The sequence below is a fragment of the Binatus sp. (SeqCode) genome, from assembly GCF_050013435.1.
Classification (GTDB): domain Bacteria; phylum Desulfobacterota; class Binatia; order Binatales; family Binataceae; genus Binatus.
The window spans coordinates 18,060-40,510 of record NZ_JBEKFG010000011.1 but is presented as its reverse complement, the minus strand read 5'-3'; the positions used below and the strand labels follow the sequence as shown (position 1 = coordinate 40,510).

Below are 22,451 nucleotides of genomic sequence, written 5' to 3'. Positions count from 1 at the left end.
CTTAACATTGGGTGCAGGGGTCACCCCTGCCTATGGTGAACTGCCCAGCGGCTTGTGCACGACGGTTGAGCCGTCGAGATACGGCTCGTCACCGATCCAGCTCACTTGAATCGTCGTCACGGCCTCGACGCCTTGCAGCATCAGGTCAGTCGTCATCGTTTGCGTATGCGAGCCTCCCGCGCTGCGGCGGCCATCGGTCAACGCCTCGGCCATCGCGCGTCCCGCGGGCACCGCACCGCCGGGGCCGATATTCGGCATCATACCCAGTATCTGCGTGATCGTCGGCGCAACGTCGGTGTTGGCGGTGGGATTGAAATCGACGAACCCGTGGCGGAAGTCCGGGCCAATCGCGGCGCAAAAATTATGAATCTCGCGCTCGCCTGCCGCGCCATGCATCCCCATCCCGGTCGTGAACGTTTTGCTGGTCCCGTTATCCGCATACACGAGTCCCTTTACCGGATGCACCAGTTCGGCCGACTTGTTGGGGGTCGAGACCTGCCCGATTTCGCCGATCAGGAATGCGGGATTGGCCGGCCCGGTAAGGCCCTTGTTGTCAGCGTCGGGCTCCTCGCGAAATGAAATCACCAGGTCCGGTGAGCGCGCGGGATTGTAGAGACCCACGACGCGCTGGCTGAAGGTGCCGTCGATCCATCCGAGGTACGGTTTCGGCGCGCGCCGGCCGCGGCCACGACGGCTGCGCTCATCGGGAGGCGGAGCGGACTCGCGCGAGAAGATCGGCCCACACCATTCCTGCGCCTCGGCGAAGTTGACGATCTTCTGCAGCACCGCATGGCGCGACTGCGGCGTGGGAAATTCGGTCGGCGACAGGTAAATCAGGTCCGTGCCGCCGTTGGGGGCGACGATAACGTCGGTGCTGTCGTGCGATTTCTTGATTCCCGCCGACACCAGCATTTCCGACAGAACGATTCGGAACTTAATCGTCGCGAAGCCGTGGTCCGAGACCACGATCAGGTCCGTTTTGTCCGCGATGCCCAACGCTTCGATCGCCGCGCGCAGACGCATCAGGTTGTCGTCGCAAAGGCTCAGTGCCTCCGCCGCGGGCAACGTGCCCAACCCGGCGATGTGCTGCGTGAGATCGGGATTGTGCTGCCAGAAGACGACCAACGCAGGCCGGCCCGCATCCGCTGCGCGCTTGGCGGCAGGCAGGGCGTCTTCCACCGCCAGCCGCGCGAAGTACATATCGCGCTGCCCATCGGCGATCGCGGTTTTCGAATCGGGCGGCATCGCGGCGCTAATTTTCTGACTCGCAGATTTGGGCTCGACCAGATCGTCCGAGGCGAACAGGTAATCCTGGTGCGGCTCGCCGAGAATATCCTTGCCGTCGACGACCGTTTCAACGCGATTGTCAAACACCGAGGTCGGTCCCTGCTTGCCGATCACGGCAACGTAGCCGCCCTCGCGCGCGACCTCCTGCGTGATTGTGTCCAACCCGATCAAGCGCCCCTTGAATCCATCGGCCCCGTTTAAGCCAACGATCGCCCTGGCGCCCTCCGTCCAGACCATCCGACCCTGCGCGTCTTTCGCAATCGTCGGCGCCCCCGGCTTGGCCTCACCGGGAGCAAGGTTGCTGACGGACGCCGGCGTATCTGCCGAGGGCGGCAAGTAGAACACGTTGCCCTCGAGTCCGTTGACGCCGGGCGGCGCGCCGGTGGCAAGCGCGGTGGCGTTTACCATCGTAAGCGTCGGGAAGATCGAATGATGCTTGTCGAAGCGCACGCCCTCGCGCGCCATCCGGTACAGATTCGGCGTGTCGCGTTGGGTGACGAAGTCGGGCCGCAGCCCATCCCATACCATCAGCACCACGATACGGCCGCGGCCACGATGCGCATCAAAATGGTCTTGCGCCAGGGATGGCACGGCCACAAACGCGGCTGTCGCAACCATAAAAAAGAGATGAAAAGCGAGAATTTTAGACAAGCGTCGAGTGGAGAACATCCAATCGATCATCAAAGCGGCCCGCGACCGACCGTGTCAATCGTTCTTCGATGAATTTCCGCGCAGCATCGGCTTGAACGCACGCCGTGCGCAACTAACGCCGGACGCCGGAGCGTTCGACGGGAGAACTCAATTGTATGCGAAACCCACCGTGGGTTTCACACTTCCTTGGGCAGGGGTAACCCCTGCACCTTAGCGAGGAAGAATAGAAGATGCGGGCTGCGCCCTGTTAGAAGGGGTTGATTAAGAAAGAGCCCGCTCGCTTTTGTGTGTCATCCTGCGCAGGGTCCAATTTTTGTGTCATTCTAGAGCGAAGCGAAGAATCCCGCTCCTTACCTCGCCCGTTACTTCACGGGAGAGGAGGCCGAGCGTAGCGAGGTAGGTGAGGGTTCTGCGCCACTCTCACGGTGAGCTGCCCACCAAAAAATGCGCCATTTTAGCAGAGATAATGTAAGGGCATCCGGCAAGGTCGGGCGCGGTTTGGGCCGAATGAGATCGAATGCGGTCAAACGGGTCTCGACCGTTTTCGGCCGATATCGGCGACTGTGGACAGATTGTTAACGAAATTGTTGACGAATCTCGCGCCGCCCAATTGAAAGCACTGCCTACCGCGCGCATCCTCGGAGTATGGGGCGGCGGAAAAGCGCCAGCCTGAGAGAAAAGAGAGCGCTGATGAGCAACCAAATGGACGTTGAGAAAAGAATGGGATTCTCTGAAGAGCTGTTGAAGGACTGCGGCCCGGGAAGCCCTGCCAACTACCAGCGGTGGCTGCAAGAAAAACGCAGGACGCAGGTGCCGCCCGGTGAGTTTTGGTTCTATGTCAACCATGCGGATTCCCCAGACGCGACTGCGGATGCCATCAAGCAACAAATCGGTGAGATAAATAAGACGCTGATCGTTCGCGTGTATAGTCGGTACTGAAAGGCGGTAAGAAGCGGTTGACGCTTCGCGGACTCTCACGAGAAACGACGCCTAGATTTATGGATACCTTCGAGTCCTACGACCTTCTGCCCTTCGCGCTGGAGGGGCAGATCAATCTTGGCGAGAAACGCGGCCTGATAAAGATTTACCGTAGTGACGACGACCACATAATTTTATTCCGCAACTCTCCTTATGTGTCACCTTCAACCACGGAATCGACACCGCATAGAGTCGCGGACATCGATGCTGCACTTGGCTTTGTCTTGGACATCGGCATTAGAAGAACAAAATGGCTCGCGCGAGGCGGCTTTTATTTCGGGCAAAGCCTCGTTCCACCGCAATCGAGGAGAAAGGTCACCCAGGCGGATTACGACGCCGATTTGTTCGACTGGCTCGTCTCAGCGCTCGATCGGCACTATCAATCGGACAACTCCGAGAGCGAATCGTTGGCCCTTCGCACAAATTATCTCCTGCAGGCATATAACAACTCGCGAATCCTTTTCCCAAGCTTTCATAACGAGAGCTATCTAGGCCTCCTGCGAATTGTTGACGCAATCACCAAAAGCTGGAGCGCGGACGAGTTTGCTCTCTCGGCGGCTGAAATCTCGCCGGCTCTCAACCGCGAGGTGTACGAAAAAGTCGCTGGCGTAGCTGCGTACCAACAGAGGCGACTGGATTTGGCCGAGCAAGTCGCGACCACGCGATGCAGCGAAAATCATGTGCTGCGAGAGCGCATACAATCACTTGAGAAACAAGCTCGGCTGACGTTTTCCTGCCTTTACAGCGCGTACCAGTATCGGAATAAATTTGTTCATCTGGGCCTGCCATTTCCCAACACCGTCACCCTGACAGTCAACTCCGCTGAAGACTCCGGGATGAACTACCTAAACCCCGTGGAAGGAATCTCCTTTATCAAGAGGCAATCATCCGGTGGCGTTAAGACAGGAGACCTATTCGACATTCACTCGGTGGTCGCGGATGTGGAGGAAGCCGCGAGGTTTAGGGACCTATATTTCAAGCTTTTGCCCACGTGGCACTTCCTTAAGCGTGTCGCCCGCGAGGCGATCCTTATCGAGTTCAAGAGGATCGCTGGTAGCTAACCGGGCTTGGAGCGCTCGGCGTGCCGACGGATGGGTTAGGAACCATGATCGAGGCCGCCGCCTTCTCGCGCGCAATCTCGCCGTGATCGCGCCGCAACCGGCTAGGACAAAGGACTCTCCCTGCTATGCTCCCGGATTAGCCGCGCCAACGGACAAGATCCGGGTTTGTTCACACGATGTTTCCAGCGGCGGCGGGTGAAGTGGAAAGGCCGGGTTCAGGGATGAACGAGTTCAGCCTGATGCCGGCGGATTTGGCGTGCTACTCGTACCCTATGGTCAACCGCCAGGATACCTTACGCTCGCCGGACTCGCCTGAAATCGCGCGACACCGGCTTGCGGTGGAAATAATTTCTGACGGAACGAAACTACCCTTAGAGCGGCGCCGTCCCAAAACCACTACCGATGGTAGAATTTGCTCTTTCCAGCTCGATTCTATCCGTCAGAATCGCGCCCGCGGCAGTGGCCGCGCGCGACAACGGAGCGCGGCCTTAGCACTGGGCGCAGGGCTCAGCCCTGCGGTGCAATTCCAATTTTGATTTGGTAGCGTGGGCGCAGAAATTTGGAGGATCACCACTTTGCGTATCGCGTTGCTCGGCCAGGCTGCATTCGCGGAAAAAGCGCTCGAGGCGCTCGTCAATCACGGCGACGAAATCGTTCACGTCTTCGCACCGCCCGATCAGCCCGCCGGCAAGGCGGATCCGCTGGCCGCCAAGGCGCGCGCGATGGGCATCCCGCTGAGCCAGCCCAAGTCGTTCAAGAACGACGCCGCCTGCGAGCATTTCAAAGCGCTGGACGCCGAGCTGGCCATCCTCGCGTTCGTCACCCTGATTGTTCCGGAGCGAATTCTCTACGCGCCGCGCTACAAGGCGATCTGCTTTCACCCTTCGCTGCTCCCGCGCCATCGCGGCGCCAGCGGAATCAACTGGGCAATAATCCAGGGCGACACGGAAACCGGAATCACCTGGTACTGGCCGGATAAGGGTATCGACACCGGACCGATCCTGGTTCAGAAGCGCGCGGCGATTGCGGACAGCGACAGCGTCGGCTCGATTTACTTCAACACGCTCTTCCCGATGGGAATCGCCGCGATGATCGAAGCGGTCGATCTGATCAAATCCGGCAACGCGCCCGCGCTCGTGCAGGACCAGAGCAAGGCGACCTACGAGCCGCCGTGCCGCGACGAGCACGCGAAGATCGATTTTGCAAAACCGGGGCGCGAGGTCTTCAACCTGATTCGCGGATGCGACCCGCAGCCCGGCGCGTTCGCGAGCATCGGCGACAAACGGGTGCGGCTCTACGAAGCCGGCTTCGAAGCCGGCCGCTCAGGCATCGAAAGCGCCCCGGGAACGTTAACGGTGATCGATGCGGACGGAATGAAGATCGCGCTGGCGGGCGGGACGATCACGGTCAAGCGAGCGCGAATCGATCCAAATCCAAAGAAGCTAGCACCCGCCGAGCTCGCAGCTTCAGGCGATCTCCGCGCCGGCGCCAAGCTGACGTAAGCTGCCCGCGCCGCCCTTATTTTGCCTTTGGCTTGAGGCGGGGATCGTCGGCCGAGACGCACACGGATTCCTGCATCCGTCTGGTCATTTCCGACTGACTAAGCGGAAGCATCCTGGCCTTCAGCGTGGCCTGCGCAGTTGCCTGATATTCGGATGGTGTCATTGGGTTTTCGATTGCGTCTTTTAGCGACGCCTTGCATTCATCCGCGGAGTCAAAGCTCACGCTCCTCCTCCAATCCGACAAGGGCGCACCGGCGTCAACTCGGTTGTCGGCGTTGATCGGCGGAATCATCAGATACCAGGCAACGATCGCGAGCGCGGCGCCATGGCGGGACTTCATACGCGCCTGTCTATCAAGATCAAGCCACGCCGGGAAGCAGAAGATCGCGAACCGCCCGTGCCGCCCGCTGTTGCGTCTGAGTCCTTTGCGCTACGATTTGTCGCGTTGACGAGAGGTTTACCGGGATGCGTCTGTGCATCGGGACGGCCAAGGGCATTGTGATTCTGGATCCCTCGCGCGGTGGGACTCCGCTGATGGTGCTTGCCGATCCGTCAGCCATCTGGTGCATGGCGCAGGACGCCGTCGATCCCACGCTCATCTATGCCGGCTCGACCGAGAGCATCCGCGGCAAGGGGACGCTCGCGCGCTCGACGGACGGCGGCAGAACCTGGACCGACATCACTCCCCCGCTGGCGCGCGATGAAGAGGTCTGGTCGATTGCCGCCTCTCCCGCCGTGAAAGATCGCGTGTTCGTCGGGACGTCGCACGCCCGCCTGTTCCGCAGCGACGATCGCGGGCGCATCTTCAAGGAATCCGACGGCTTCCTGAAAATTCCGGGGCGCGACCGCTGGACGTTTCCGCCGCCGCCGCATATCCCGCACGTGCGCTCCATCGTCTTCGATCCGCATGAGCCTTCCACGATGTACGTCGGCGTCGAGGAGGGCGGCGTGTTCCGCTCGCGCAACGACGGCGCGACCTTCGAGCCGCTCAACGACGGTCTCCATTGGGATGTTCATACCGTCGCGGTGGACTCGCTTGATTCGCGCCGGCTCTACGCCACTACCGGCAACGGGTTCTACTTGTCCGGCAACGCCGGCAAATCGTGGCATCACGTAACCCACGGGCTCAACCGCAGCTATACTGTTCCGCTGCTGGTGAGCAGGCCGGACAGCGAAAACGTTTTCACCGTGGCCGCGATGGGCCCGCCGCCCACCTGGCGGGTCGGACCGGCCGGCGCCGACGCGATGCTGTTCCGCAGCGGCGATCGCGGCGAAAGTTTTACGCCGATCTCCACCGAACAGAGTTTCGGGCGGGGGATGGTGATGCGGCTGAAGGCCGATCCGGAAAGCGGCGGCTTCTTCGCGGTCTGCAACGACGGCGCCATCGTTCGCGCCTCCGCTGACGGGTCGTCACTCGCGACGATCGCGGAAAAACTGCCGCCCGCCTACGACCTCGCGACAATTCCATGAGCGAGCCGCCGGCGGCTCGAGCAAGCTGGCTATCCCCTCTATCGCAGCTCTTGCGGAGTCGACCCCTCGGTCACCTTCTTCGCGATTATCACCGCCGTCGATCGAGGCACCAGCCGCGTCGCATTGGCGCGTACCCAGTTGAACCATCCCGAGATAACACTCGGCTGCTTGCCGAGCGCGTCGAGCGCGACCCGCACCACGTTTTCCGCCGGCTCGCCGTGGTCAGGACCCACGCTCTCTCCCGCCACCGCCTGGAACTCGGTCTTCGTGGACCCCGGCTCTATCACGAGCGCATCGATGCCTGTCCCGCGCAACTCGCCCCACAACCCCTCGCCGAACAGCAAATCGAATCCCTTGGTTGCGCTGTAAACCGCGTGCAGCGGCAGCGGCTGGCGTCCCGCCACCGATCCCACAATGATCACCGCGCCACGGCCGCGCTTGACCATCCCGGGCATGATGCGGGCGGTCAGCACCACCGGCACGACGCAGTTTACGACCACCATCGCGCGCAGCCGGTCTATTGCCAGCTTGTCGAAACGGCCCGCGTAGCCGAAGCCGGCGTTATTGACCAGAAATGCGATCGGCAAATCCGCGACTGCATCGGCCAGACGATCCGCGCCGTCCGGCGCCGCGAGATCGACGGCGACCACCCGCGTATCGACGTGAAAATTCTGACGAAGTTCCGCGGCGAGCGCGTTCAGCCGATCCTCGCGCCTGGCCGTCAGCACTATCGACATGCCCTCGCGCGCCAGCGCGCGCGCAAACTCAAGCCCGATTCCCGCCGACGCGCCCGTCACGAGAGCCCAGTCGCCGTACTTCTCACGATATTTGCGCCCATTGTCCGCCATCACGATTTCCTCCCGCTGCGATCCAGAACCTAGCAGCTTTGCCCCATCAGATACTCCTGCATAGCCCCGGATGACGCCGCAATCCCTGCCCCTTGACCGCTAGCGAAGAAAAAGCGAAAATGGCCAGCCGTCAGATGAATGCCGTCGCCACATTGCCGCTTTATTCGCCGCCACCCGAAGAGCTCGACGCCACTCGCGGCGTCGAGTTTATCGAGATGCCGGTGCGGCAGATTCTCAATCGATGCGACAGCCCGCGCATGCCGTTTCGATGGACGATCAACCCGTATCGCGGCTGCGAGTTCGGATGCGTGTACTGCTACGCGCGCTACACGCACGATTTTCTCGAACTGCGCGACCCGATGGACTTCGAGCGCAAAATATTCGTCAAGCGGATGGCGGCCGAGGTCCTGGCGCGTACGCTCTCGCGCACGCCAATCGGCACCGACGCGATCGCAATCGGCACGGCGACCGACCCTTATCAGCCGGCCGAACGAAAGTATGGGCTGACGCGCTCGATGCTCGAAGTTTTCGCGCAACTGTCGGGGCTGGACCTGTCGATCACGACCAAATCCAGCTTGATTGTTCGCGATCTCGAGTGGCTGAAAAAGATTAATCGGCGCTCGAAGCTGTCGGTGAACTTCTCGCTGATAACGCTCGATCGAAAACTGCAGCGAATCCTCGAGCCGCGAGCGCCGCGCCCGGGCCTGCGGCTGCGAGCGCTGCTGGAGCTGGCGCGGGCGGGAATCCGCTGCAACGTGCTCATGATGCCGATGATTCCGGGACTGACGGACGATCCCGCGGCGATCGAGAGCGTGGTGCGCGGGGCGCGTCGCGCGGGCGCGTCGGGAGTGTGGTGGCGTTCGCTGTTTCTGAAACCCGCGGCGGCGCGCCGGTTCATTCCATTCGTCAAGGAGCGATTCCCGCATCTGGCGGAGCGTATCGACATGTTTTACGCGCGGGCCGAGTACGTTCCGCATGTGTATGACGATCGGATGCGGGTGATTTTCGATCGTATCCGCGCGCGCTACGGCTTCCCCATCGAGCATGAACGATGCATGGCGGCCCAGGCGACCGCCGCACCGGAGCCGCCCCAACAGCGCTCGTTGTTTTCCTAGTGCCGGGTGCAAGGGTGAGGAGGAAATTCACTTGAATGAATGTGAAACCCGCCGTGGGTTTCACACTTCCCTGGGCAGGGGTGACCCATGCACCCGGTGTGAGAAGACGCGAAAATCTGCGCGGCGCATCTTTTCGCGACCACGCTATGGAAGACCCGTTGGCAAGGGAGGCCAGTATTAAGAGACTGCGCGCTCGCGGCACGGGACGCGCGCGACAACGGAGCGCGGCCTAAACGGTGGGTGCAGGGGTCACCCCTGCCGCGCGCCAACGGCGGGCGGCCTTAACATTGGGTCCAGGGGTCACCCCTGGTGGTGCGCGGAGCGGGACTTGAACCCGCACGGTATTGCTACCACCAGCCCCTCAAACTGGCGTGTCTGCCATTCCACCACCCGCGCATCATGCGTAACGGCCGGAGCCAGGTTGAGGGTCTGAGCGCTCCGGCGCAAATCCGAAAGTACAGCTACTGCTTCTATTACTTCGCCGACGACGGCGTCGCGGGTCCGGCCGGATTTTGAGCGGCCGGGGCCGGCGCCGCGGGAAGCGCGTTCTTGGGCGCCTGCTTCGACGCCGGCATCACGCTCGACGGCGCCGAGGAGAACGGCCGATCGAAGATACTGCCGGTCACGCGCCGCGCAGAAGCCAGTGCCAGAAAGATCGAGCTCGCGAAAAAAATAATCGCCAGTGTCCACGTCGCCTTGGTCAGCGCGTTGCCCGCTCCGCTGGCGCCAAAGACGGTCTGGCTCGAACCGCCGAAAACGGCGCCGACCTCCGCGCCCTTGCCCTGCTGCAGCAGGATAATGATGCACATAGCCACGCAAACGATCACGTGAATCGAAACAACGATTGAAACCATTTTGTCTTCTTCAGCGAGTCCGCGCCCTGACGATGCGCGCGAACGAGTCAGCCTTTAAGCTTGCCCCGCCGACCAGAGCCCCGTCAATATCGGGCTTGGAGACGAGCGAGTCAACATTGTCGGCGTTTACGCTGCCGCCGTAAATTATCCGCACCGCCGCCGCGCGCTCGGAGCCGTATCGTTCGAGGATCGCGCCGCGGATCGCGCCGTGCACCGATTCGGCCTGTTCGGGCGTCGCGTTGCGCCCGGTGCCGATCGCCCACACCGGCTCGTACGCAATCGCCACCGCGGTCATATGATCGTCGCCAACGCTCTCAAGGCCGCGCTGGAGCTGGTGCAGGACGACATCCAGCGCACGGCCACTGTCGTGCTCGTCCTGGGTTTCGCCGACGCACAAAATCGGCGCCATCCGGTGCTTGAGCGCGGCGAGCACTTTGCGGTTAATCAGTTCGTCGGTTTCATGGAAAACGTGGCGGCGCTCGGAATGGCCGGCGATGACGTGGGTCACGCCATAGGCCTTCAGCATCGGCGGCGACACCTCGCCGGTGAACGCGCCTTTGTCCTCGTAGTGCATATTTTGCGCGCCCAGCAGGATCGACGAGCCTGCCAGCGCCTGCGCCACGGCCGGGATGAGAATCGCGGGCGGCGCGACCATCACGTCGCGATCTTTGGCCAGCGTCGCGGCGTCGCGATCGATCTCGGCGCGGATTGCCGCGATAAGCGCGCGGGCCTCGGCCGGCCCAAGATGCATCTTCCAGTTTCCGGCGATTAGTTTCCTGCGCACGCGCGTCCTTCCTGTCGGTACGATGTCAAACTTCGAGCGCCTTTACGCCGGGCAGCTCGCGGCCTTCCAGATATTCGAGCGTGGCTCCGCCACCGGTCGAGATATGGGTGAACTTGCTGGCCCACGGCGCATGCGCGAAGGCCGCAGCCGTGTCGCCGCCGCCGATTATCGAAATGACGCCCGGTTGATTGGCGAGTGCTTCACCGACTCGCATCGTGCCGCCCGCGAACGCCGGGATTTCGAAGAGTCCGAGCGGGCCATTCCATATGACGGTTTTGGCACGCGCGATTTCCGCGATAAACGCCGCCGCGGTATCCGGTCCGATGTCGAGCCCGATCATCTCGGAGGGAATTTCGCTGACCGTATGAGGCGTCGCGCCGGCTTCGGGAGCGGATGCGACAATATGATCCGACGGCAGCACGATTTTGACGCCTTTGCGCGCGGCCTCGGCGAGCAATTCCTTTGCCAGCTCGAGCTTGTCGTCTTCGACGCGCGAGCGGCCGACGGCGACGCCCTGAGCCTTGAGAAACGTGTACGCCATCGCGCCGCCAATCAGGATCGCATCGACCTTGGTCAGCAGATTTCTGATGAGGCCGATCTTGTCGGAGACTTTTGCGCCGCCCAGGATCGCGACCGACGGGCGCTGCGGATTCTCGGTGACCGCGCGCAACGCTTCGAGCTCGCGCATCATCAGGAATCCGGCCGCGCGCTCCGAGATGAATCGTGTGACTCCGACCGTCGAGGCGTGCGCGCGATGTGCGGAGCCGAAGCCGTCGTTCACATAGACCTGTTTGTGGCGCGCCAGTTCGTGCGAGAAGTCGCGATCGTTGGCTTCCTCTTCTTTGTGGAAGCGCAGATTTTCGAGCAGAATCGCGTCGCCCGGCTTGAGCGCCTCGATCATTTTGCCGGTGTGATCGCCAATGCAGTCAGGCGCAAGCGCGACCTTCTGCCCGAGCGCCTTGGATAGATACTCGGCCACGGGCTTGAGGCTGAGCTCGGCGCTGCGCTCTTTGGGACGCCCCAGATGCGAGCAGAGCACGGCCGACCCGCCATGCTCGAGGATGTAGCGAATAGTGTCGAGGCTCGCGTCGATTCGCGCCGGATCCTGGATCTTCCCCTCGTGGATCGGCACGTTGAAATCGCATCGCACGAGCACCTTCTTGTCCTTAAACTCAAGGCGCGTGATCGGTAACACAGGCATCGCAGCCACTCACTCCCGGTTCAGCTCGGTTGCCCGCGCGGCTAAAGCTGGGCCGCGACGAACGCAGCGACATCCGCGAGCCGGTTCGAGTAGCCCCATTCGTTGTCGTACCACGAAAATACTTTCACCAGCCTGTTTCCAATCACCTTGGTCAACGGCGCGTCGAAGATCGACGAATGCGGATCGCCGTTGAGATCGACCGAGACGATCGGCGCCTCGCTGTAGGCGAGAATCCCCTTGAGCGGCCCATCGGCCGCCGCTTTCATCGCGGCGTTGACGGATTTTACGTCAGCGTCCTTGTCAACCGTCACGGTCAGATCAACCAGCGAGACGTTCGCCGTCGGCACTCGAATCGCGAGTCCGTCGAGCTTGCCCTTGAGTGCGGGCAGCACCAGGCCGATCGCTTTCGCGGCGCCGGTCGAGGTCGGGATCATCGAGAGCGCCGCGGCACGCGCGCGCCGCAGATCCTTGTGCGGCCCGTCCTGCAGGTTCTGATCCGAGGTGTAACTATGCACGGTGGTCATCAGGCCGTGGACGATTCCGAAACTGTCATGCAGGACCTTGCCAACCGGCGCAAGGCAGTTGGTCGTGCATGAGGCATTGGATATCACGTCGTGCTTTTTCGCGTCGTAAGCATTCTGGTTGACGCCCAGGCATAGCGTGACGTCGGCGCCGTCGGCGGGCGCGCTGATTACGACTTTTTTGGCGCCTGCGGAAAGATGCATCGCGGCCTTGTCGCGCGCGGTGAACAGGCCGGTGGATTCGACGACCACCTGCACGCCGAGTTTGCTCCACGGCAATTTGCCGGGATCGCGTTCCGCCAGCACCTGGAGCGGCTTGCCATCGAGGAAAATAACCCCGCCTTCGGCCCTGACCTCATGGCGCAGCGTGCCGTGAATGGAATCGTATTTGAGCAGATGCGCGAGCGTGGCCGCGTCGGTGATGTCGTTGACGGCCACGATCTCGAGTTCCTTTTTGGCCAGGGCCGCGCGCAGGAACATTCTGCCGATCCGGCCGAATCCGTTTATCCCGACTTTTATCGCCACCGATCAATCCTCCCGAGAGTGCGTTGCGTACAATTCAAACCGTGAACCCGTGAAATACAACGACCCGAACCTTAAATAAGTCCGGGTCCGATGTGCAAGGGCGCCTTCAACTGTCAATTCTACGCCGAGAAGGGTCGCGAATGCAGTGGGCAGGGGGCAGGGGCAGGGGTGACCCCTGCACCCAGTATTAAGGCCGCGCTCCGTTGTCGCGCGCGGCCCCTGCCCACCTTAGTATTCCTTAGTATTGAGAAAAGATGCGGCCTGACGGCCGGTTAGAAGGGGTGAAGGGGAGAATTCACGGTGCCGGCGCGGGCGACGGCGTGCGGGTAATCGAGCGCAAATACACGAAGATCGCGCCCGCGAACAGCACCGTGTCCACCACGAGCTCTATCCACATTCTCGGTCGCGACGGCGCGCCCACCCCGAAGCATCCGCAGTCGAGCGTGAGACCTCGAAGCAGTGCGGACGCCAACGCCGTGAAAAACATCAGAGAAACGACGGCGACCGCGAGCGCTCCGACCCGCCTGGTCGGCGGCACAAGCAGCAGGACGCCGCACGCGAACTCGAATGGCGGCAAACCCATCACGAACAGGTTGATGAACACCGCAGGCAGGATCGCGAACGCGGCAGTGCTATCGGCGAACTGCAGCGGCTCGCGGACCTTGCCGAGGCCCGCATACATGAATACGGCAGCCACGGCTATGCTGACCGCAAGCACCGCATAGTTCCGGCGCGAATTATCGTTAGGCATTATCGTACGCTCCCTTTGGAGGCAGGCAGCCCCGCCGCCGACCACGCATCCCACCCTCCCGTGAAGACGCTGACGTTGCCGAAGCCGAGACTCAGCAACGCGTTCGCTACGAGCCGGCTGTCATGACACTCACCGCCGGAGCAGTACACGATGATCGGCTTGTCGATCGCGGCCTGCAGCACGCCGGCCAGGTCCCGATAGTCGTGCGCGAAGTCGTCTCGCGCGAGATTAAGCGCTCCCGGCACGTGCCCCTGTTCGAAGAACAGGGACGGCCGGGCATCGAGGATGAGCGCGCTTTTGCTCTCGACGGCTGAACGGAACTGGTCAAGCCCGACAGTTGCGGCCGGCGCGATCTTAAACGGCGGCGCCGCAACCAGCGTCGTCAGCTCGGCATCGAACCGCTGCTCCGGCGTTTGATAGACGACAGGAAGTGGATGGGCCGAAGACCGGTTAATCACGAGTCCAGCCGCCAGCGAGACGATCGCGAGGATCGCAACCAGGCCGAGATCGCGCACGATCTGCCATGCGAGACTCCTCGCATGAGGCAGGCCGGCCGGCTCAGGGGTGGCGATCGACACTGCTGAGGTCTGCCAGTTGCGTGGGTTCAAGTCGGAGTTGGGCACTGGTTCAATTTAGCAGGCTGTTGTGTCGGTCTGGAGCCGGCGGCGGATATTGGCTCTTTGCAAATCGCCGCGCGGAGATCCCAATGAGACAGTAAAAGACCGTCAACAGGATTAATGGAACGATCCCGAGAACGTAAGGCCATTGGCGCATCAGGGGTAGATAAGCGTTTGGGTAAAAGAGCTGGACTAAGATTGTGATTAGTCCAACCGCTGCAAGCGCAAAACAAACCCGGTGAAGCGGCAGGTTTTTCAGGGGATCGAACGTGACCACGTCCGCTCTTATAGCACGTATTCCGGCAAGTGGGCTCATCGGCGGGCCAAGGCCGATGCGGGCGCATGGACCGGCTTCCTGCCGTGATGGTTTTGGTCGCGCTGATAGCGTTATAATTGGTCGATTCCCAGCCGAATGATTCCGGCGAGTAAGCTCACCTGCTGGCGAGGGGCAACGCGGGCACAGCACGGGCTCGGAGCGTTGGCAACGACCAGAGGTGGCCATGCTGGTATTTCTAATCCATATTCGCGATCCGCAATTTTACGCCGTGCCGGCCGACGGACGCGCGAAAAACGGCAACCTGCGCATCATGGGGTTCCCGCCGATCGGGATCATGTCGCTCTCCGCGGTGCTCAAGCGTGCCGGCCATGAATGCGTGATGTTCGATCAGGCCAACCTCGAGACTCCGAACCAGGTCATCATCGAGCAGATTCGCATCCGGCGGCCCCAACTGGTCGGGTTGAGTTTTCTGAGCACGACCAGCTATCCGTACGCCAAGATTCTCGCCCGCCAGATCCGCGCCGTCGATTCCAAGGTCAAAGTCGCCGTCGGCGGCGCCTTCGCGACGCTGAACGCGCAGCTGGTGAAAATGCAATGCAGCGAAGTGGATTTTGTCTGCCGCGGTGACGGCGAGCAGTTGATTCTCGACCTGCTCGAGCAGCTCGACAATCCCGCGGCCGTCGCCGGGCTGACCTGGACGCGAGACGGCCAGGTGGTAACCAATCCGGACCGCGCTATCGAGCGCAACCTCGACCAGTGGCCTTTTCCCGACCGCGAGAGCCTGGCGCTGGACTTCATCGAGTCGATGCCGCTGGATGTGCCCGCGGTTCTGTCGATGGACCGTTTCACCACGATGCAGGCGTCGCGCGGATGCCCGCAGCACTGCGTTTTCTGCGACATACCGAGCTTCAACCAGGGCAAATGGCGCTCGCGCAGCCACCAGCACGTGCTCGCGGAATTCAAACATCTCAAGGAGCAAGGCTACGGTGCGGTGTACTTTGTCGACGATCATTTCCTGCTGCAACCCAAGCGCATCGAAGCCATCTGCAACGGGCTGATCGACAGCGGCCCGACCATCCACTGGGGTTGCGAGGGCAGGGTCGATTCGGTCGCCGCGCATTTGTATCCGTTGATGGCCAAGGCCAATTGCCGCACGGTGATGTTCGGAATCGAGAGCGGCAGTCAGAAGGTCCTCGACCGGATCGAGAAGGATCAGACCCTCAAGGAAGTTGAAACCGCGGTCACCAATGCCAAGCGGGCGGGAATCGAAATCGTGCACGGCTTCTTCGTGGTGGGCAGCCCCGGCGAGACCGTGGCCGACCTGCGGGCGACTTTTGATTTTGCCGCAAGGCTTCCGCTCGACACGTTCAACTTCAACCGCCTATGCGTCTATCGCGGCACTCCGTTGTGGAATGAATACATCCGCCGCAACCTGGTCGACGAGGACCGGGACTGGTTCAAGTTTTTCAAGTGCTCCGAGATCGATTCTTCCTGCCTGCCGGGCGAGGTGATCAACCGCGAGCGCAGCGCCGGTTTCCGCAGAATATTCCGTTACAAGCTGCTTCATTATCCGCTGCAGACCATTCGGCTCCTGCGCCGTTTCACGCGCTTCATGCCGATACGCGACGTGGTTCACCTGATTCTCAAGCCCTTCCTCGGCCAGCGTAGCGGACCGACGGCGGCTGAGACCCTTTCGCGCACCGTCGAGCATGCGGAACTTAAGGACTCGGCGGCGGCCCTCACCCAAGTCAGCGACGCGATGTTCGAGCGGGCGCTGGCCGAGTTGCAGGCCGCACGAGCCTTGGTTCGGCCCGGGTCATGAAGTCCGGATAAATCGCGGGCGCGCCAGCGGACAGATGACCGTGCTGGTTTTGGGCGCGTCGATATCCTTATAATAAACGGATTATTCGGCCGAATGGCGGTTTTATGCTCCATCAGGTGAGTGGTGCAGGCGGATTGGGTGTGGTGGAACTGGTGCTGGGCACGGGCCCGGTGGTCGCAGTCGTGTTGTGGCTGCTGGTGGCCTTTTCGATCGGCAGCTGGGGTATCATCCTTTACAAACTGATTCAGATTTCGCGAGCGCGGCGCCAGTCCGAAGGCTTCATCGCGATCTTCTGGGAATCGAAGAACCTCGCCGCGATTCATACCGCCAGCGTCGGCCTCAAGCTCAGCCCGGTCGCGCAGGTTTTCCGCGCCGGCTACCAGGAGCTCCTGCAACTCACCCGCGCCAAGCGCCAGGCGGTCGGAGCGGAAGGCGGCTTCTCGACCGATCTCGGCGGAATCGCCAACGTGATGCGCGCGATGAAGCGCCAGGAAAACGTCGAGCTGACCAAGCTCGAATCCGGCATCACCTTCCTGGCCACCACTGGTTCGTCGTGCCCGTTCATCGGACTGTTCGGCACGGTGTGGGGGATAATGACGGCGTTCCTGGGCCTGTCGGCGTCTCATACGTCGAGTATCCAGGCGGTCGCGCCCGGAATCGCCGAGGCGCTGATCACGACCGCGGTCGGCCTGGTCGCCGCGATCCCGGCGCAGATGTTCTACAACTACTTCATCGCGCGGGTGCGCGTGCTGGCGACCGAGATGGATAATTTCACCGCCGAATTTTTAAACATCGCCGAGCGTCATTTCCTTTCGTAGGCGGCATCGCAATGGCATTCGACCCAGGACAGCGCGGCCAGATGGTTTCCCAGATCAACGTCACGCCGCTGGTGGACGTGATGCTGGTGCTGCTGGTCATCTTCATGATCACGGCGCCGATTATTCAGCAGGGCGTCGAGGTCACGCTGCCCAGCGTCAAGGCCGAGGCGCTGCCCGGCAAGGAAGAGCAGTTCGTCGTGTCGATCACGCGCGACAGCCAGATTTATCTCAACGACGCGAAGCTCTCGGCCGATGACTTGACCGGCAAACTCAAGGCGATTGCCAATGAGCGTCCCGACCGGCAGGTCTTCATCCGCGCCGACGACCGGGTGCCGTACGGCGAGGTGATCCGCACGATGGCGGCGATTAAGGCCGCGGGAATCGAAAACGTCGGGATGGTGACGGAGATGCCGGCGGCCAGCGGCACCGACGCGGGCGCGAAGTGAGCGCTGAGCGTGGCATCGCGCGACCATAACGGTGACGAGCAGCCGTCGCGAATCGGATATTTCGCGGCGATCTTCGTCTCCGCACTCGGGCACGCTGCGCTGTTCGCGACGGTGTTCTTCATCGCGCCGCGCTTTTTGCATCCCGAAGAAGCCCCGCCGCCCGCATACACGGTGAAAATCGTCGATAACATTCCGGCCGGCGACCTCGGAACGCATCTGCCGCGCATCAATCGGCACCCGGCGGACGAAGCGAAGGAGGCGGCGCCCAAGCCTGAAGAATCGAAGGTCAAGATCGAGCCGCCCAAAACAGAACTCGCGCTCAACGACGATAAGAACGCGCTCAAAATAAATGTGAAGCCGACCGACGCTCCAACCGCGACTCCCACGCCCGAGCCAACTGTTGAAGCGACTGTCGCGCCGACTGTCGCGCCGACTATCGCGCCGACTGTCGAGCCGACTGTCGCGCCGACTGTCGCGCCGACAATAGCGCCCACGGTCGCGCCGACGATTGCGCCAACCCCGCAGCCCAATGCGGCGCCGGCGAAACACGCGAAGCCAAAGCCCACGCCCGACAAGGCGTCGCGCAATCCGCCCAAGTCTGAATCGACGGTAGCCAAGGCAAAGATCGCATCGACGCCAAGCGTCGATCAGCGGTTCGCGATGCTCAAGCGCCGGTTGCTCGCGGAGCACGTCAAGGAGCTGGCGAAAAACCCGCCGCCTGAAGACGAAGATGACGACGACGATTCCGCCGCACCGGACAGCGCTACCACCGGTCCGGCAGGGGGAGGACCCGTCGTCGCAAGCAAGGCGAGTGAAGGTTCGGGCTACGGAGTCGGCGGCGGCAAGGGCAGCGTCGGGATTCTACAGGACCCGGAATTTATCCTGTACTATAAAACCGTGCAGGAACAGATTAAAAAGTCGTGGACGTTTACCGGCGGATCCAACGACCTGACCGCGACCGTCGATTTCGCGATCGGCCCCGACGGTGCGCTGAGCGCCGTGAAGATAGGCACGAGCTCGAACGACTCGGCGTTCGATGATTCCGTGATCCGCGCGATTCGCCGGGCGGCGCCGTTTCCCGCGCCGCCGGAAAAGTTTCGCGACCAGTTTTCCTCCGGGATCAAAGCATTGTTTCAGCTCGGCGAACTGAAGTCCTGAGGTTGTGATGGCGCAGGAGGTGCGGATGAACTTTTTCTCTTTCAGTTTTTCCAGTGTCAAAGCATGAAGCGGATAATTCAAGCTTGCGCGCTTCTGTGCGCGATTGTGCTGGCGTCGATACCGGGCCGGGCCGTCGCGCAGCCCGCTGGTGGGGGGCCGATCACCATCACGATCGCGGGCCCCGGCTCGCAGCTCTCGACGATCGCGGTGTCGGGGCTCAAAAATCTCGGCGGCGACGACGACCATCGCGTTGGCAGCACGTTTGTCGGCACGCTGCGGCGCGACCTCGAGCTTTCGGGCTACTTCAGAATTATCGATCCGCACGCGTACATCGAGGACCCGCAAGCGTCGGGCTTCGAGCTCGGCCAGTTCAATTTCGCCGATTGGCGATCGATCAACGCCGACTTTGTCGTCAAGGGTTCGGTTTCCGCCGGCGCCGCGGGCGTGAAGCTGACGGCTTTTCTCTACGACGTGGCGCAGCAGCGGCGCATGATGGGCAAGAATTACAACGGCGACGCCGGTGACGTGGCGCGGATGGCGCGCCGATTCGCCGACGCGATCCTTGAAGCTGCGACCGGCCAGCGCGGCCCGTTCGATTCCAGGCTCGCGCTGGTTTCGACGCGCGGCGGTCGCTTCAAGGAAATCTACACGCAGTCGATCGACGGCCAGGACCTGTTCAAGCTGACCGGCAATCCGACCATCAACCTGTTCCCGAGTTTCGATCGCAGCGCCAACCACCTGCTGTATCTCTCGTACAAGAGCATGGCGCCGGCGCTTTACCTGGTGGATCTCAAGGCGCAGAGCGAAGTGAAGATCACCAGCCCCCGCGGCCGCGTGATCGGCGGCACGATCTCGCCCGACGGCGAGCGCATCGTCGCCGCGATCGAGCGTGACGGCGCCACCAATCTGTATCTGATCACGCGCGAGGGCGGGGAGATTCGCCCGCTCACCGACACCAATGGAATCAACGTCAGTCCCGCGATTTCACTCGACGGCGCCACGCTCGCCTTCACCTCGGATCGCTCGGGCACACCGCAAATTTACGTGATGAGCCTGGCCGGCGGTGCGCCGAAGCGATTGACCTATCGCGGCGATTACAACACCACCCCCGTGTTTTCGCCCCAGGGCGACACGCTCGCATATCAGAGCCGCAACAACGGACGTTTCGACATCTGGACGATTCCCGCCGGCGGCGGTGAACCCGTGCAAGTGACCGATGGCAACGGCTCCAACGAGTATCCAAGCTGGTCGCCCGACGGACGCTATCTCGCGTTCAGCTCGACACGCGGCTACAACTCGCGAATCTATATAATGATGGTCGGCAACCGGAAAATTATTTCCGCTTTGAAGGAGGGTAATGGTAATGATTCCTGTCCAGCATGGTCGGGGTGGTTGGGTGAGTAGTCGTTCGACATTGGCCAGGGCGATGGCGATTGTGGGTGTTGGGGTGATGCTGGCGATGGCCGGGTGCTCGTCGAAGAAGACGGCGCCGATAAATGGCGGCGAAAACAATCCCAACGGAAGTCAGATTGGTGAAAATGGGGTCGGCAAGGGCGGCGGCAACTCGCTCGAGGACTGGAAGAACGGAAAATTCGGCGCGCAAGGTCCGCTCAGCGACATTCACTTCGCGTACAACGAGTACACGATTCAGGAGCAGGATGGCTCCGTGCTGAAATCCGATGCCAGCTGGCTGCAAGCGCATCCGCAGACCCGGGTACAGGTCGAGGGTCATTGCGATGAGCGCGGCTCCGAGGAATACAATATCGCGCTGGGCGCCAAGCGCGCGCAGGCCGCCAAGGATTACCTGATGACACTCGGAATCAGCGGCAGCCGAATCTCGACAATCAGCTACGGCAAGGAGCTTCCGCTTTGCACCGAGCACGACGAAAGCTGCTGGTCGCAGAACCGCCGCGATCACTTTGCGGTAAGCGAATAAGGATTAGAAGCGTGCGAAAAACGAACTGGATGATCGGCGCCGCCGCCGCGCTTGCCGCGGCGTTCGCGCTGGCGGGATGCGCCGAGCAGGGCGACGTGCAGCAACTCAATCAAAACGAGTTCACGCTGCGCGGGATGATCGCGAGCGACCGCCAGGAAATCAATGCCCTGAAGCAGCAGATTCAACGTCAGAACGATCAGATCGAGGAGCTCAAGCACGGCGCCGCCGGCGCTGGCGGCGATGCGTCCTCGATGAACAATCGAGTCGCGAGCCTCGAGGCCGAAGTGAAAGCATTGCAGGCCGGCATGGCGGCGACGCCCGGCGCGATTCCTCCTCCCGGCGCGCCGGAAGACTCGGCAGGCGAGGCGCCCGCGCCGGCAATCCCGCCGCCGGGAGCGCCGTCTGGCGGTCCGGCTCCGCCCGTCGCGCCCGCCGCGATCGCTCCTACCTGGCCGAACGAACTCGATCAGGAAATTGCGGACGCCGCGACTTCGAGCGAGCCGGGCGTGAAGATCTACCGCGAAGGCCTCGACGCGATGAAGGCCGCCAAGTATCCGCTCGCGGTTGCCAGGTTCACCAAGCTGCAGCATGCGTACCCGAAATCGGCGCTGAGCGAGCCCGCCGAATACTTCGCCGCCAACGCGCTGTTTGAAACCGGCAGTTACGACCAGGCGATTTTGCAATTCAATGATCTCGTGATGCGCTTTCCCAAGGGCAAATACGCCAGCGCCGCCTTGCTGCGCGAGGCGCAGGCATTTGTGAAGCTCAACGATCGAATCGACGCGCGCCTGACACTGCAGAAGCTGGTCGCCGATCACGCGGGGACTCCGGAAGCGGATGCCGCAAACACGATGATGAAGGACCTCGCGAGCGATTAAAGCGTCGCCTTCGCGCACGATTGAATGGAAATAATTCGCGACCTCGGGGCGCTCGCGCGCCATACCTACCCGGTCACCGCAATCGGCAATTTCGACGGCGTCCACCTCGGTCATCGCGCGATCCTGAAGGCCGCCATCGATCACGCTCGCGCCGCCGGCGGCACCGCGTTCGCGCTCACCTTCGATCCGCTGCCGGCCAAAGTGCTGGCTCCCGCCCGCGCTCCGCGGTTGATCCTGACCCCGGATGACAAACTCGAAATGCTGCGGCTGTCGGGCACCGACGGCGTCATCGTGCTCGATTTCACCCGCGAGCTGAGCCGGCTCTCGCCGCGCGATTTCGTGCGCGACTACCTGCGCGCAAAGATCGGCGTGCGCGAAGTGGTCGTCGGGCACAGCGTAAGCTTCGGCCACAATCGCGCGGGGAACGCGGCCATGATGGTCGAACTCGGCCGCGAATTCGGTTTCGATACGGAGGTGGTCGGACCGATCAAAATCGACGGCCTCGAAGTCAGTTCAACCAAGGTGCGCGAGGCAATCGCCGCCGGCGACCTGCGCGGCGCCGCCCGGCTGCTGGGCCGTTACCACTTTTTACGCGGCCCCGTGGTCCGCGGACGCGAGCGCGGACGGACCATCGGATTTCCCACCGCGAATCTCGCCAGCGAGACGGAATGCATCCCGCCCGACGGCGTTTACGCCACCCGCGTCATCCTCGACGACGGCGCCTACCCGGCGATCACCAACATCGGCATGCGTCCGACATTTTCGGAGACCGAGCGATCGATCGAGGCGCATATCTTCGATTTCACGCGCGACCTTTACGGCACGCGCATCAAGCTCGAGTTGATCGAACGAATCCGCGCCGAGCGCAAGTTCGACAACGCCGATGCGCTCAAGGCGCAGATCGCTCTGGACCTGAGCAAGGTGCGCGAGATCCTCTCCGCGGCCTAGGCG

At 62.1% G+C, this 22,451-nt stretch carries 23 protein-coding genes and 1 tRNA gene; 14 read left to right on the top strand and 10 right to left on the bottom strand.

The annotated features are described in order from the left end of the window. Window positions 1–30: 30 nt before the first annotated feature. A complete protein-coding gene (locus tag ABSB13_RS03860) occupies window positions 31–1,878 on the bottom strand; it encodes an alkaline phosphatase family protein (RefSeq protein WP_428105648.1) in 1,848 nt (615 codons plus the stop codon). A 750-nt stretch (window positions 1,879–2,628) separates the two neighbouring features. Between ABSB13_RS03860 and ABSB13_RS03855 the strand changes: the two genes are divergently transcribed. From ABSB13_RS03855 to ABSB13_RS03845, 3 genes are all read left to right on the top strand, one after another. Beyond that, complete coding sequence (locus tag ABSB13_RS03855) at window positions 2,629–2,877, top strand: hypothetical protein (RefSeq protein ID WP_428105646.1); 249 nt, start codon at window positions 2,629–2,631, stop codon at window positions 2,875–2,877. A gap of 59 nt (window positions 2,878–2,936) precedes the next feature. After that, the gene (locus ABSB13_RS03850) at window positions 2,937–3,977 is read left to right on the top strand and encodes a hypothetical protein (RefSeq protein ID WP_428105645.1); all 1,041 of its coding nucleotides are present in this window, start codon (window positions 2,937–2,939) and stop codon (window positions 3,975–3,977) included. Window positions 3,978–4,552: 575 nt separating this feature from the next. After that, a complete protein-coding gene (locus ABSB13_RS03845; RefSeq protein WP_428105643.1) occupies window positions 4,553–5,479 on the top strand; it encodes a methionyl-tRNA formyltransferase in 927 nt (308 codons plus the stop codon). Window positions 5,480–5,495: 16 nt separating this feature from the next. On the opposite strand, the gene ABSB13_RS03840 is transcribed toward ABSB13_RS03845, so the two are convergent. Continuing rightward, a complete protein-coding gene (locus tag ABSB13_RS03840; protein WP_428105642.1) occupies window positions 5,496–5,819 on the bottom strand; it encodes a hypothetical protein in 324 nt (107 codons plus the stop codon). 125 nt (window positions 5,820–5,944) lie between these two features. Here ABSB13_RS03840 and ABSB13_RS03835 point away from each other — a divergent pair, with 125 nt between their 5' ends. After that, on the top strand, window positions 5,945–6,949 hold the full coding sequence (locus tag ABSB13_RS03835; protein ID WP_428105641.1) for a WD40/YVTN/BNR-like repeat-containing protein: 1,005 nt from the start codon (window positions 5,945–5,947) through the stop codon (window positions 6,947–6,949). 38 nt (window positions 6,950–6,987) lie between these two features. On the opposite strand, the gene ABSB13_RS03830 is transcribed toward ABSB13_RS03835, so the two are convergent. Next, entirely contained in the window at window positions 6,988–7,797 is an 810-nt protein-coding gene (locus tag ABSB13_RS03830) for an SDR family NAD(P)-dependent oxidoreductase (protein WP_428105640.1), read from the bottom strand. A gap of 119 nt (window positions 7,798–7,916) precedes the next feature. Between ABSB13_RS03830 and ABSB13_RS03825 the strand changes: the two genes are divergently transcribed. Then, window positions 7,917–8,912, top strand: coding sequence for an SPL family radical SAM protein (locus ABSB13_RS03825; RefSeq protein WP_428105638.1), 996 nt, complete (start codon window positions 7,917–7,919; stop codon window positions 8,910–8,912). A gap of 310 nt (window positions 8,913–9,222) precedes the next feature. Here the strand turns inward: ABSB13_RS03825 and ABSB13_RS03820 are convergent. From ABSB13_RS03820 to ABSB13_RS03790, 7 genes are all read right to left on the bottom strand, one after another. Then, window positions 9,223–9,308: transfer RNA gene (locus ABSB13_RS03820), tRNA-Leu, on the bottom strand. 77 nt (window positions 9,309–9,385) lie between these two features. Then, window positions 9,386–9,766, bottom strand: coding sequence for a preprotein translocase subunit SecG (gene secG / locus ABSB13_RS03815; RefSeq protein ID WP_428105637.1), 381 nt, complete (start codon window positions 9,764–9,766; stop codon window positions 9,386–9,388). Between the two features lie 10 nt (window positions 9,767–9,776). Beyond that, entirely contained in the window at window positions 9,777–10,550 is a 774-nt protein-coding gene (gene tpiA, locus ABSB13_RS03810; RefSeq protein WP_428105636.1) for a triose-phosphate isomerase, read from the bottom strand. Between the two features lie 25 nt (window positions 10,551–10,575). Further along, window positions 10,576–11,751, bottom strand: a complete 1,176-nt coding sequence (locus ABSB13_RS03805; RefSeq protein ID WP_428105635.1) for a phosphoglycerate kinase — start codon at window positions 11,749–11,751, stop codon at window positions 10,576–10,578. Window positions 11,752–11,792: 41 nt separating this feature from the next. Further along, window positions 11,793–12,797 (bottom strand): type I glyceraldehyde-3-phosphate dehydrogenase, encoded by a 1,005-nt coding sequence (gene gap / locus ABSB13_RS03800; protein WP_428105633.1) that lies wholly within the window; start codon window positions 12,795–12,797, stop codon window positions 11,793–11,795. Window positions 12,798–13,092: 295 nt separating this feature from the next. Further along, window positions 13,093–13,548 carry a MauE/DoxX family redox-associated membrane protein gene (locus ABSB13_RS03795; protein WP_428105631.1) on the bottom strand — a complete coding sequence of 152 codons (456 nt, stop codon included), beginning with the start codon at window positions 13,546–13,548 and terminating at the stop codon, window positions 13,093–13,095. Continuing rightward, window positions 13,548–14,171, bottom strand: a complete 624-nt coding sequence (locus ABSB13_RS03790; protein ID WP_428105630.1) for a rhodanese-like domain-containing protein — start codon at window positions 14,169–14,171, stop codon at window positions 13,548–13,550. Before ABSB13_RS03790 ends, ABSB13_RS03795 begins: the two co-directional genes overlap by 1 nt. Before the next feature lie 232 nt (window positions 14,172–14,403). On the opposite strand from ABSB13_RS03790, the gene ABSB13_RS03785 reads away from it, so the two are divergent. The 9 genes from ABSB13_RS03785 (at window position 14,404) to ABSB13_RS03745 (ending at window position 22,448) form a co-directional block, all read left to right on the top strand. After that, a complete protein-coding gene (locus ABSB13_RS03785; protein WP_428105628.1) occupies window positions 14,404–14,529 on the top strand; it encodes a hypothetical protein in 126 nt (41 codons plus the stop codon). A gap of 136 nt (window positions 14,530–14,665) precedes the next feature. Further along, the gene (locus tag ABSB13_RS03780; RefSeq protein WP_428105626.1) at window positions 14,666–16,264 is read left to right on the top strand and encodes a B12-binding domain-containing radical SAM protein; all 1,599 of its coding nucleotides are present in this window, start codon (window positions 14,666–14,668) and stop codon (window positions 16,262–16,264) included. Window positions 16,265–16,380: 116 nt separating this feature from the next. Beyond that, complete coding sequence (locus ABSB13_RS03775) at window positions 16,381–17,082, top strand: MotA/TolQ/ExbB proton channel family protein (RefSeq protein WP_428105624.1); 702 nt, start codon at window positions 16,381–16,383, stop codon at window positions 17,080–17,082. An 11-nt stretch (window positions 17,083–17,093) separates the two neighbouring features. After that, the gene (gene tolR / locus ABSB13_RS03770; protein WP_428105622.1) at window positions 17,094–17,528 is read left to right on the top strand and encodes a protein TolR; all 435 of its coding nucleotides are present in this window, start codon (window positions 17,094–17,096) and stop codon (window positions 17,526–17,528) included. A 9-nt stretch (window positions 17,529–17,537) separates the two neighbouring features. Further along, window positions 17,538–18,686 (top strand): TonB family protein, encoded by a 1,149-nt coding sequence (locus ABSB13_RS03765; protein WP_428105620.1) that lies wholly within the window; start codon window positions 17,538–17,540, stop codon window positions 18,684–18,686. Between the two features lie 63 nt (window positions 18,687–18,749). Beyond that, window positions 18,750–20,090 carry a DPP IV N-terminal domain-containing protein gene (locus ABSB13_RS03760; RefSeq protein WP_428105618.1) on the top strand — a complete coding sequence of 447 codons (1,341 nt, stop codon included), beginning with the start codon at window positions 18,750–18,752 and terminating at the stop codon, window positions 20,088–20,090. After that, entirely contained in the window at window positions 20,083–20,622 is a 540-nt protein-coding gene (pal, locus tag ABSB13_RS03755) for a peptidoglycan-associated lipoprotein Pal (protein ID WP_428105616.1), read from the top strand. The genes ABSB13_RS03760 and pal overlap by 8 nt, the downstream gene beginning before the upstream one ends. A gap of 11 nt (window positions 20,623–20,633) precedes the next feature. Continuing rightward, entirely contained in the window at window positions 20,634–21,500 is an 867-nt protein-coding gene (locus tag ABSB13_RS03750; RefSeq protein ID WP_428105615.1) for a tetratricopeptide repeat protein, read from the top strand. A 24-nt stretch (window positions 21,501–21,524) separates the two neighbouring features. Then, on the top strand, window positions 21,525–22,448 hold the full coding sequence (locus ABSB13_RS03745) for a bifunctional riboflavin kinase/FAD synthetase (RefSeq protein ID WP_428105614.1): 924 nt from the start codon (window positions 21,525–21,527) through the stop codon (window positions 22,446–22,448). Window positions 22,449–22,451 lie beyond the last annotated feature (3 nt).